The sequence below is a fragment of the Candidatus Njordibacter sp. Uisw_058 genome, from assembly GCF_047730065.1.
In the GTDB taxonomy this organism is placed as follows: domain Bacteria; phylum Pseudomonadota; class Gammaproteobacteria; order Pseudomonadales; family Balneatricaceae; genus Njordibacter.
On sequence record NZ_CP159829.1, the window covers coordinates 523,555 to 536,532 of the forward strand.

A 12,978-nucleotide genomic window follows, 5' to 3' on the forward strand; every position below is an offset into this window, starting at 1 on the left:
GGCCCCTAACAGAGTATCTAGGAGCACTTTAACTAACTAATGTTACGCTCAAAAGGTTTGTTATCTCAAGCTAAATAGCGCCTCAAGAACTCACAGTCCTACTTTAGAGGGCAGGCGTTGGCCACCTCCCATCGAGGCGTTATTATAAATGTGCAGTGCGACAGATTAGATTTTTGAAGGTGTAAACCAGTTATTCAGTTGGCACTTTAAGCATGACTAAGTAACCTTCTGACACCAAAATTGGTACATTCCAACAAAGGAATGTGGATTGTCCTTTTCATATAAGTCCCATTTATCGAGATCATAAGGATCATCTGGCCCAGTATTAGTTAGCTTGAAATCCCCAACGATTTTATCTGATTCAAAACCACAGAACTTCAAGCCTAGTTCAGACAGGCAGTCTTTTATTTGACATATCGTAAACCGATGTTCTTGAACGTGGAAAAGAAGGTCTCGAAATGTACTCACACTATAAAGGTCTCCAGAAGTTAGTATTCGCTCATAATGCGCTTTATCTGAGTTGATCGCTTCGGTTCTGAATAACTTCATGGCATTATCACTTGATCCGATGCCTGATTGGCTGATTTCTTCTCGTATCTTTACAATGTGCTGCCTAGCTAATTCGCTATACAGTCCTATATTCATAAGACCGCCTGGTTCTATGCAATCGGTCAAAACTCGCCACCCAGCCATAGGATCATCCATGTGGTGCAACACACCAACACTTTCAATAATGTCAAATTTCTTATCAAGCTTGTTAAGACTTAAAATATCAGCTTGCATGTAATCAATGTTTTGCAAGCCCAGTTCTTCTGTCTTTCGTTTAGCATAGGCTAAGCTGGATAGACTTAGGTCAATGGCAAGCACGTTGCAGTCCTTAAACCTTGATGCCACAACAATTGAATGCCGGCCAGTGCCGCAGCCAGCTATTAAAATATTTGGAGCTGGTCTATCATTTGCTGCATTATCAAAGATCCTCAGGTTCAACTCTTTAAATAGCTGAGGTGTGGTTTTGGGACGTAAAGTTAATCCTAAATTAACCCATCTAGGATATGGGTTTGCTTCATACTGCTCCCTTACTTTTGACGATACCTTATCAGTGATTTCTTGCAATATTGGGATATTAGCTTTCAGGCGACTTTCTTCTTTAGGTTCTAGAACTTGCCTTACAAAAACTTCTTCAATGTCAGTGTTCACGGTGAGTAAATCGCTCCATTTATACTTACTTAGAGCTTTGTAGCTGGCTAAACATAAGATGGACTGTGGACTGGGTTGTTGATCATTTGAAAGCTTTTTCTCTATCACAACTTCCAGCGTTTTAAGTAATTCAGACTCTTTATCGGTCTGATTGTAGATATACTCATTGGTAAAACATTGGAGGGCTAATGCTGATTGGAAACGCAATATTCCTGGAGAGATGGAAATTTCATCTACAGAAGACAATAAAGCCAATCTTATGTCCACTAGAATGGCTTCTAACTCAAGATCAGTAATAGGACAAACACTCATTAATTTCGACAGGAGTGGCAATTCAGCAAAAGTTGATGTCATTTCCTGAAGCGACTGCCTTAGTGTGCCTATAGAATGCTTTTCTAAAAGCTCTTTTAAAGTAGGCTCTAATTTTAAAAGACTAATTGCTGCTGGTGCAATGGTATAAGGCATGCAGGAAGTTCTTTGATCAAGTAACGAGATTATTATTTCCATCAAACCAGAGATTGGTTTAGTAAATGCAATCCCCTTCAGAGCAACACCCATATTGCTATAAACCTGAGCATAGTCAGGCCTGATCTTTAAAGCCTTTATATAGCAGTCTATAGCAGCCTTTAGATCACCTTTATCCCTCAGAGCAGCACCCAAATTATTATAGGCATCAGCATAGTCAGGCTTGATCTTTAAAGCCTTTTTGTAGCTGTCTATGGCAGCCTCTAGATCACCCTTATCCTGCAGGGTAACCCCCATATTGCTATAGGCCTCAGCAAAGTCAGGCTTAATCTTGACGGCGTGTGTGTAGTTTTTTATGGCTGCTTCTAAATTACCTAAATATTGATGACATCGCCCCAAATTTTCAAAGTGCTTTTCGTTGCTAGGATCAGATTTAGCCATAGTGGATAGAAGTGATATTGCCTGTTCAAAATTGTTGAGCTCTGCATTTAAAGAAATCACTAGATCCCAAATCTGTTTCATATGTGGCTTAAGTCTATGTGCCGTTTCCAAATCAGAGAGAGCCCCTAATTTATCTTTTTGGGTTAGCTTAATAAGGCCCCTATTTATTAATGCTTCAGCGTAATCTGGGTTGAGTGAGATCGCTTTATCTAAATATAAGAGGCTCTGATCAATCTCCTTATTGACCCTTAAGCAAGCTCCAATTACTCCCATACCCTCAACATTTTCTGGAAATATTTCCATTGTTTTTCTTGCAACAACCAGGGCATCAGACATCTTGTTATTTTGCATAAGCAACCTGACATCATTTAATCCTACTGAAACAGCATGAGGATCAATTTCTTTAGCCTTACCCAGATAAAAAGATACGTTTTCTAGATCATCGTTCAACAAATAACAATGTGCCAATAACGATAACAGTTCAGCACTACCCGAAAACTCAGAAAGACAGTTAGTTAAGAGTTTAATCGCAGTTGCGAACTCACCATTTTCCCTATAAATGATGGCTTTTTTTATGAGTTGAGCTGCTTCTAGAGATGTACTAGTCCCTTTATTGAAGTTCAGTTTCGCTCCTCGCTGATTAAATGCTTCGCCGCTAGCTCCTTTCTTTTTAGCTTGATCAAATACAGTTTTCGCATCAGTTATTCGATCTAGTTTAATTAAACCATCAATGTAGCTTAGCCAGTATTGACCTATGCTGGGATTAGCTTCTAGGGCTGTTTTAAAGAATGGTAATGCCTCTTGGGCCTTACCAACACCAGCGGCCAACACACCCATGTTGTGATTAGCATCAGGGTGTTTAGGCTGTGCCTTAAGTATGGCTGTATAGAGGCGGTCTGCTTCTTGAACTAGTCCAGCTTTATGGGCTTCAACAGCTTTCTGAAGAGCTTCGTCTAATGTCAGTTCCATGAATCATTCCGTGATGTATTCTAGGTATAAGAATATCATTAGAGTACATCTATTTGAATACATTTTTTAAGTGCTAGCACCATCAGTACCATACTTAAACAAAGAAGTTATCCAATTACTTAGATACCTAAATAGCATTAAAATACTCATTAATTACCATACATCCACTTCAAATATTCCACAGGAAATAGTGTACTTGTAACACTTTGAAATCTTCTCATATACCTTACCTATCCCCCAACACCTCCTATATTCCAACACAACGTATACACCATATCGGTGAATACTTAACTCCATCTTAGGTGAACATGGAATTTGGTTTACAGGTGAAACACCTAATCTGTCGCACTGCACATGAATAATAACGCCCCTATGGGTGGTGCCCCTGCACCCCTCTGAACTATGCCTGTGTGCTCCTGAGATACCATTCAGCTTGAGATAACAGACCTTTTGAGAGCAGCATTAGTTAGTTAAAGTGCTCCCAGATGCTCTGTTAGAGGCCTTATATGGGATCCTTCAGTGGTGGTTTAGGTGATTAGTTTTACGTGAGAAGTGCCTGTGTTTTACCTGATGTGGAGGGTTAACTGCTGGGAGTAGTTATCATAGTTTAAGTAATTGATATTAAACGCTATTTAATTTACACATTTGTTTCACACGTAAAATAATTCATTGATTTCATTGAAGTTTTCTCTTACAGTTACACAGAATGTTGAATAAACGTGTGACTACTGAAAATCATAGTAACTCTGCGAGCAAACTTGGCACTTAAAAAAACAAAACTTTGCTGAAGGTGAAATAGCAATATTTGATGAAGCTTGTGTGTACAAGCAGGCGAGTATTGGCAGTTTCGCTTGTGGTTGCCTAAAGAGAACAAGTACGCACGTAAAAGCCTACGCACACGCAGCGAACAACGCAGCTCGAACTGCTATCAAACCCATCACTCCTCAAAAGCCGTTACCCAATCAACAAATCATTTAATGAGCGTTTGGAAAATGCCCATTAATGCACGGTTTTCAGCTGTCTATAATTCTGTTTGACGTCATCAATGATTGGCATAGTGAGGCTGGGGCTAGATGCTATTTGATGAGCTGACGCTTACAGGTTACTGTTTGCAGTTAGACGTCAAAAAAACGTGCTATTCGAATCCCCAAAAAACTAATACAATGCTTATATCAAAAAAACAAATGCAACATGCATGTAATAACGAATTAAAATAAATGCTTCAACTATTTAGTAAGCCACATAATTAGGTATTTAATGGAACTGACTATCGAACAAGCACTGCAGCAGGGTGTTGCCGCACATCGAGAAGGCAAACTTCAAGAGGCTGAACGTTTATATCGGGCAATCTTGCAGTTCCAGCCAGCACACCCTGACGCTAACCATAATCTAGGCGTATTAGCAGTCTCTGTTAATAAAGCCGAGGCAGCTTTGCCATTATTTAAAACTGCTCTCGAAGCCAGCCCAAAGATAGAACAATTTTGGCTGAGTTACATTGATGCACTTATCAAAGAAAAACAGTTTGAGAATGCCAAGCAAGTCTTTGAACAGGCGAAAACGCAGGGTATGGCTAAAGAAAAATTAAATGCCTTGGAGGAGCGCCTAGCACTAATAGTACAAGCACCAAAGTCTACATTATCTGAACAAAAGAATAGCTTAACATTCTCGGAGAAGCGTAAGAAATTAGCTGAACAAAAGACAAGTAAGAAGACAACAAAACAAAACTTAAAGGCTAACAATCCATCTCAACAACAACTCGGCAGTCTATTGGAGCACTATAAAAACGGACGATTGAGTGACGCTGAAAAGCTTGCTACTTCCATTAGTCACGACTTCCCAAGTCATAATTTCAGTTGGAAGATATTAGGAGCAGTATTTAAGGCAACAGGTCGAAATTCTGAAGCTGTAAATGCTAACCAAACAGTAGTCACTTTATCTCCTCAAGATGCCGAAGCCCACAGCAACTTAGGTAACACGCTCAAAGAACTAGGAAGGTTAGATGAAGCTGAAGCAAGCTATACGCAAGCGATAGCGTTGAAACCTGACTTTGCCTTAGCGCACAGCAACTTGGGTAACACGCTACAAGAACTAGGAAGATTAGACGAAGCTGAGGCAAGCTGCAGGCAAGCGATAGGGTTGAAACCTGACTTTGCTCTAGCCCACAACAACTTGGGTAACACGCTAAAAGAACTCGGAAGATTAGACGAATCTGAAGCAAGCTATACACAAGCAATAGCGTTGAAACCTGACTTTGCCTTAGCCCACAGCAACTTGGGTAACACGCTCAAAGAACTGGGCAGATTAGACGAAGCTGAAGCAAGCTATACACAAGCAATAGCGTTGAAACCTGACTTTGCCGGAGCATTAATGAATAGATGGCAATTATTATTTGATAAAAAACAATTTGATGCCGCATTAAGAGATGTGGATTTGTGTGATACCAAGAAATCGAGGGCGTGTAGTTTAGAAACCTTATATATGTTGGGACGTATAGACGAAATTTACAAGAGAATTGAGATGCAGGCGGAATTTGATGATGGGAATTTAAGAGTGGCGGCATTTTCTTCATTTATTTCTGAACGGGAAAAGAGAAATACTGCTCATGAATTTTGCCGAAATCCGCAATCCTTTATACATTTCTCCAGTATTTCCTCTCATCTTGAAGATGCTAATACATTTGTAACAGGGGTAATTGGGGAGCTGAATAAGGCAGAAACTATTTGGGAGCCCCATGGAAAAACTACCGTCAAAGGTTTTCAAACACGTAAGCACATCAATTTATTTGCAAACCCATCAGGAAAAGTAAGCCAGCTTAAATCAATAATTTTAAATGAGTTAGATGCATATTATTTAAAATTTCAAAACGAGTCTTGCTCCTTTATAAAAAAATGGCCATCTAAAAAAAATCTTCATGGATGGCATGTGATTTTAAAGAAACAAGGGTTTCAGAATTCACATATTCATCCTGGTGGATGGTTAAGCGGAGTTATTTATTTAAAAGTTGTTCCGCCTCTAAAAAAAGATGAAGGTGCGATAGAATTTAGCTTAAATACCAAAAACTATTCCGATTTAAAGTCTCCGAGAATGCTGCATCAACCAGCACTAGGAGATATAGTTTTTTTCCCTTCTTCTCTCCATCATAGAACTATTCCTTTCACAACAGAGACAGACAGAATTATTGTCTCGTTCGATTTAATGCCAGAGAGGCAAAATTAGCCAAACATTAAGTTACTACACTTACTTAAAAGTAAAAAAGCAGAAACTCGCAAGCTAAGTGAGCTTTCCAAAACTGAACAAAATAGGTTGGCAAAGCTCAACGCGATACTTGATGAACTTAGTGGACAGCTAGCGTAGATGGTAAAATCAACCTTGTTGTACGTTATGGAAGCAAGCCACTAGAGTTTGCTAAAGGTAAGAATGCCATCGAACTAGCTAGCGAAGCTGAGGTGGCTGATAAACTGCGTAAGTTGTGAGAGGCTGCTGAACTAGGCGAGTTAGATGTGCTTATAGAGCAGCAAGCACAGTTTGGCAGACGTTTGACACTTAAGAACAAGTGAACAGAAGAGCGTGTATAATTCAGAACGTTTTTCGTCGTACAGTGTGCGAGTGCAGATTGTGTGAACTATTGAATTGCAATAGGTACGCAAACGTAGAAAAAACGTGCAGAGTGATTAAGGACTTACACACTTGTTACACACGTGCTACGAGGCTGATATAAGTTATTGATATTAAATAATATAAAAACCATGTTACTACTGCTGGGTATTTAACTGTAGTAGTTTCTGCAGTAGTTTCAAACAAGATTGACCTAGCTGAAAGCTAGTAGTATCGTTCAAAGGCTTCCAGAACAAAGGTTTTTAGTGCCACTCAAAGGAAAGGAACTGGAAGATTGGCTGCCTCCGAGAACCATTACCTAACTATATTTCAATCACCTATCCTCGGTTTACTAAACCAAAGTTCTATAGCATACTTTGACCACCGCGCATAAATTGCGTTACGGTGACTTTGCCATGCACAACGCCACACACGTAGTCATACCTAAACGCTGTTCACCAAACAAACCACCTCGCAGAGACCGATTGTATGCCTGCACGAAAATGAATGATGGGACTTGGTATAGGGTTGCATCTAAAGAACTTGAACTTAAAACGGCTAAAAGACGAGCACTTGAGTTGTACTACGAAGCCACCATCAAAGGCCAAAACAACCTCCCCTTGAATGGAATGATTATGGAACTGACATTAGAAGAAGTCCTGCACAAAGCTGTTAAAGCCCATAAAGCGGGACAGGTTCAAGAAGCAGACCGCCTTTATACAGCTATACTTAAGGCACAGCCTAAACATCCTGATACGAATCACAACATGGGAGTATTGGCCGTTAGCGCTGGTAAGCTCCAAGAGGCATTGCCATTCTTTAAAACAGCCTTGGAAGTTAATCCTAGCTTAGGTCAATACTGGCTAAGCTACATTGATGTTCTGATTAAGCTAAATAGAATAGCGGATGCGAAAGCTGTATTTGAACAGGTAAAGGATCAAGGCGTCAGTGGTGAGGCATTTGACCAGCTAGGGCAACTGCTTGCTGACCGAGGGTTGACGGCCAATGGAGCCAATGTAATGGAAACTGCAGGCTCAAGTTCTTCTCAGTCCAATATTTTAGATACGACCACGCTTGATAAGGCGTTAAGATTAGCTCAGCGCAAATCTAAGGACGGCATGCGAGAGGAAGCAATGAGCACTTATCAAGACATCCTCCAAAAGTTTCCAAAGAATAAAAAAGCACAAATAGCTCTCCAACTATTAACTGGGCAAGCAGTGTCAGCGCCACAAGACCCCCCAATTGAGAAGTTACAGCCTATCCTTGATCTATACTCTCAAGGGCAGCTGCAACAGACTTTGTTTAATCTTAGTCAAATGTTGAAAATATTTCCGAATTCATCCACCCTCTACAATATTGCTGGGGCTTGTCATTTTAGGTTAATGCAATTTGGTGAGGCGTTAAACAGTTATAAACAGTCCCTAAAGATTAAGCCCGACAATGCTGAGGCCTATAACAATATGGGGAAGATTTTAAGTGATAAGGGTGATCTGGATGCGGCTATAGATAGCTTCAAACATGCGTTAGTGTTAAAGCCAGACTATGCTCAAGCCCATGCAAACCTTGGCTTGTTGTTCTTGGGACTTTGTTAATACGAAAAAGCTGCTGTACATTTTAAGTTGAGTGATGCTAAGTGGAGCAAATATTACTTATTGAAATGTTTGTATTATCAGGATCAAAAAACACGATTTTATGATCAATTAGATTATTTTATAAATCAGGGCGAAATCAATCCGATGATTGGCTCATTAGGCTGTCGTTCTGCCCTGAGATATGGAATAGAAAGGTCGAATCTATTTTGTAAAGATCCATTGAATTACATATTAAAGAATGAGATAGGCAGTCAATATGATTTTGAAAAAATATTTGTTAGTCCGGTAAGAACTATCTTAAATGAACATAGGATTCCAGATAGAAGGCAGGGCCTTTTAACTAATGGTTATCAAACGGTAGGTAATTTATTCAGCCTAGAATATGATCTTACAAAGGATATCCAAAAAATTCTCCGTTTAGAGATTGATAAGTATCACGTTCGTTTTAGAGATAGCCAAGAAGGATTAATTACATCCTGGCCAACAGACTATCGTCTTCATGGCTGGCTTATCAGCATGAAGAGTGGTGGTGAAATGCGGCCCCATATGCATGAAACTGGATGGATCAGTGGAAGCATTTATATCAACGTTCCTGAAAAATCGAAGACTGATAGTGGCAATCTCGTTGTTTGTATAGAAGAAGAAGAGCTAATAGGAGAGAATAAAAATCAAGGTGAAAGTATCGATGTGATTACTGGGAGCCTGTGTCTTTTCCCTGCATCACTGCTCCACCACACGATCCCATTTGAATCGGAAGAAGACCGTATTGTTTTAGCATTTGATGTCATACCGTGTGCCCAATCGGCATAACGGTGGCTTTTTGCTAAATGGTAGAGCAGGGCCAAAGTATGTGCTCGCCTCGGTAGGGTTCTGCTACTACATTTTAAACAATTGAATTAATTGCCTAGCTGCACTTTAGGACCCATGAAAGGTCAGAGACTGTAAAAATTAACGCCAATGTCAACCTTATTTTTTCTCCACGATAAATCACAGAATGATTTCTATTAGCAGGGAAGATTATTATCATACCTTCAGCAGGGCCATCACGCATCGGTGCGTTTTTATCATGTACAGGGCGACAGATTAGGTACTTAAAGACGTAACTCACTTAATTTTGTGGGAACTTTATTTTTAGTGGTTTTATCATGTTTGGATACGTATTGAATTCAGCCAGTACATTCCAGCGTTCGATCAAGCCCGATCTAAGGTATAAATAAGAGCCTGATTTTATAAACTGCTCTGAGTCTGCCTGTGTCTGTTCTATTATTTTTATTTCAAAGTCAAACAACTTATCTAACATCGGCCTTATCGCTTGCAGGTCTATTTTAAACTGTTCTGCATTCTCCTCAATATAACCAAAACGCACACTAAATGGGTGGAAGAGGGTACGCAATATAAATTGGTCGTCCTCAGAAAACACTGAACCTACTTTGCGCCTAATAGCAGTGGTTCCAAACGGCTCCATGCCATCTTTTAAGTAGTCAGGGCTTTCTGGGTCGCCCCACCATTTTTTACCCTGTGCTGTCATCTCATAAAGACTTTCCATCTCTTCAATGCCCATCCAATCGCACAACGCTGGAATGGTTTTTCTAGGAAATTCCTTTAAATCCTCAAGACGTACTCCAACAGACCTTTGTTTGTGATAAATAATATTATCTACTGCAAAGAGCATTGTGATGATTTTAGTCAGAATGTCAGTATATTCATTGTTATCAAGGTGACCTCTGATCCAAGATTCACAAGCTTGTAATGGTTCTCGGACCATCATGACCCAATTGGCATTGGGTGCTGCCTGAACAAAATTAAGCTTTGTGTGCCTGCTTGGATTATGAATATGATAGAACATTAGGTGTTTATGATTAAAATCGTTCAGAACCTTATCATAGGCTTTGTGAACTAATGTAAAGAAGCCAAAAGTGTCAAGATGATCATGAACGTCCATAAGGCGCTGTAGTTCCGCACGAAATAAGGCCTTGTCGACCCTAAGCACTTCGTTTTGTTGATCTCCAACATTTGCCATTCCTTCCTTTTGACCCAAATTAGCAATAAACTTTGAACTTATGGATTCAACTGGGTTTTGAACTGAAGCATCAAATAAGACCTCGTAGTTGGCAATAAAGTGATCTACCATCTTGCTCCATCCACCTGACACTATTTTATCCCAGGTGGTTTTATTAAAGAATTCACTGAAATAAATACTCGGCATCGTAGATACTTCTGGGTGACCATCAATAAGGCTGTGCAGCAAGCCTGTGCCACTCCTTCCAAAATGGACTAGCGCCACTGTCTTATTAGGTCCAGTAATCTGAGGAAGAGATTCTTTCGCCGTTACTCTTGGATTTCTGATGACTGTATTGTCCGCTTTGCTTAGGAGACTGCACACTTCATTTAAAGCACTTTCAGCATTCCCCCCCCCTTGGTGCAGACTAAAACTCAAAACAGATTTTGCAATCTGAGCATACTTAGAACCGGCCTTCGGAATAATGGTTGAAAGGAGTTTCTCAATGTCAGGAGTCTGTAACTTCATTGCTTGGAGTGGAAATAACAGATTATTCCATGCTGCAGGCGAGTCAGGCTTAATCTTTAAAGCCTGTTTGAAGCTGTCTATAGCTGCCTTAAGATCACCCTTATTCTTTAGGGAACTACCTATATTAATATAGATCTCAGCAGAGTCAGGCTTGATCTTTATAGCCTGTTGATAGCTGTTTATTGCGGCATCTAGGTCTCCCTTGTCACTCAGGGCATTACCCATATTACTATAAACCTCAGCAAAGTCAGGCTTGATCTTTAGAGCCTGTTTATAGCTGTCTATTGCAGCATTTAGATCACCCTTATTCTGCAAGGCAGTACCCATATTAAGATAGGCCTTAGCGTAGTCAGGCTTGATTTTTAGAGCCTGTTTGTAGCTGTCTATGGCAGCATCAAATTGACCCAACCCTGCACTAGCAACGCCTTGAATATTATACAGAGTCATTGAATTAGGAAACTGTTTCAGAAATTGCTTAGTGCTGGCCAAAGCCTGTTGGAGTTGCCCTTGCTGGTAGAGGTTAATCAAACTATTTAACTGGTCTTGTGGTGGGTCTATAGAGACTTCAATTAGTGCATTAAGCCTTTGCTCCAACTGGTCAAGAACCTCACCTTTGATTCCCTTACCCTTAGCTTCATCAAGCACAGCTTTAGCATCAACAACTTCGTCTGACTGAATCAAGGCATCAATAAAGCTTAGCCAGAATTGACCTATACTGGGATTAGCTGTTATGGCTGTTTTAAAGAAAGGAAGTGCCTCTTGGACCTTACCAACACTAACGGCCAATACTCCCATATTGTGATTAGCATCAGGATGTTTAGGCTGTGCCTTAAGTATGGCTGTATAGAGGCAGTCTGCTTCTTGAATTTGCCCAGCTTTATGAGCTTCAACTGCTTTCTGAAGTGCCTGGCCCAACGTCAGTTCCATGATTTAAACCGTGATGTATTCCTTAGAGCAATAATATCATTATAATTAGCTTAATAGCATTAACGTACTCTTTAATTGCCATACACACACTTGAAATATTTCTCATGTAATAGAGCACTTGTATTACTTAGTAATTTTCTAATACCTTACCTTCTTACCTCCAGTGCAGTTTGTATTCTCCCACAACAAACACGCCATACCGCTGAATACAGAACCTATACCCCAGTCTAACTAGTAAGTGGTCTACAAAAGTAGAGCACCATATCTGTGTAGTTGAATATAAATAATAACATAGGTAAACCCTATGGCTCATGCCCCCTAAAGCATGCCTGTGTGCTCCGCAAGTGCTATTCAGAGTGAGATAAGAAGCCTTTTGAGTATCTGGTGGCATTAGTTAATTATAACGCCATCACAAGCACTATTAGGGGCCTTATATGGGATATTTTAGTGGTGGCATGGTAAGGGTTTTATGTGAAAAGTGCCTGTGTTTGGGCTTATGAGGAGGGTTAAATGCTGGGTATTTAACTGTGGTAGTTTAAAACAAAATTGACCTCGCTAAAAGCCAGGAGTTTGGCTCAAAGGCTTCCAGAACAAAGGGTTTTAGTGTCACTCAAAGGGGAGGAACTGTAAGATTGGTTGTTTCCGAGCATCATCAACTAGACGAAACCTATTGTTTTAAAAAAATTAGTTATTTATTAGTAAAAAATACTCACTTTAATACCCATCATACTAAAACAACACTTTAGCTATAAAGTGATAGCCAGATTATTTTTCACAAAACAAGTCGCAGTAACGTTTTAATTGGTATTTAACATTTGTTAAAGAGTATTGCCAAATATGCAACAGAAGCCAAGTGAACTTTCCAAAACCGAACGAAATAGGCTCGCAAAAGCCTACGCACCCGCAGTGAAAAAGCAGCTGTAGAACGTATATTTGGCATGGAAATGACGTTTGAAAAAGGCAGGCAAACTCGAAACCCTAATCGAAGTAACGCACGATAAATGCCAAGTCCGCCTGTGAAAGTTGAAAATATGTAGATGGCTTTTGCCGTATACGAAGAGTTTAATCTTGCTGAAACTGCCAGTGTAAAGTTAAGCAACCATAAAGTGGTAAAGAAACTTGGCTTAATAGTACACAGTAAAGTGGATGAAAAGTTGGCTGATATGGCCAGTGAACGGCGCACAATATCAGTATTAGTGACACGTAAAAAGAAGACAGCAACTAGTGGCATGGCTAATGTTGTTAAGGGCATTTTTCCATAGCAAA

General features: G+C 39.9%; 6 protein-coding genes. 4 read left to right on the top strand and 2 right to left on the bottom strand.

The genetic code is table 11. The features are described 5' to 3' along the window. Positions 1-216: 216 nt before the first annotated feature. Complete coding sequence (locus ABXT59_RS02470; RefSeq protein WP_443637475.1) at positions 217-3,072, bottom strand: tetratricopeptide repeat protein; 2,856 nt, start codon at positions 3,070-3,072, stop codon at positions 217-219. A gap of 1,257 nt (positions 3,073-4,329) precedes the next feature. Between ABXT59_RS02470 and ABXT59_RS02475 the strand changes: the two genes are divergently transcribed. From ABXT59_RS02475 to ABXT59_RS02485, 3 genes are all read left to right on the top strand, one after another. After that, entirely contained in the window at positions 4,330-6,288 is a 1,959-nt protein-coding gene (locus ABXT59_RS02475; protein ID WP_443637476.1) for a tetratricopeptide repeat protein, read from the top strand. Between the two features lie 794 nt (positions 6,289-7,082). Then, entirely contained in the window at positions 7,083-8,258 is a 1,176-nt protein-coding gene (locus ABXT59_RS02480) for a tetratricopeptide repeat protein (RefSeq protein WP_443637477.1), read from the top strand. Between the two features lie 27 nt (positions 8,259-8,285). Continuing rightward, entirely contained in the window at positions 8,286-9,068 is a 783-nt protein-coding gene (locus ABXT59_RS02485) for a putative 2OG-Fe(II) oxygenase (RefSeq protein WP_443637479.1), read from the top strand. Between the two features lie 298 nt (positions 9,069-9,366). On the opposite strand, the gene ABXT59_RS02490 is transcribed toward ABXT59_RS02485, so the two are convergent. Continuing rightward, a complete protein-coding gene (locus ABXT59_RS02490; RefSeq protein ID WP_443637480.1) occupies positions 9,367-11,712 on the bottom strand; it encodes a tetratricopeptide repeat protein in 2,346 nt (781 codons plus the stop codon). Between the two features lie 1,037 nt (positions 11,713-12,749). Here ABXT59_RS02490 and ABXT59_RS02495 point away from each other — a divergent pair. Beyond that, a complete protein-coding gene (locus ABXT59_RS02495; protein WP_443637481.1) occupies positions 12,750-12,974 on the top strand; it encodes a hypothetical protein in 225 nt (74 codons plus the stop codon). The last annotated feature ends 4 nt before the right edge of the window (positions 12,975-12,978 follow it).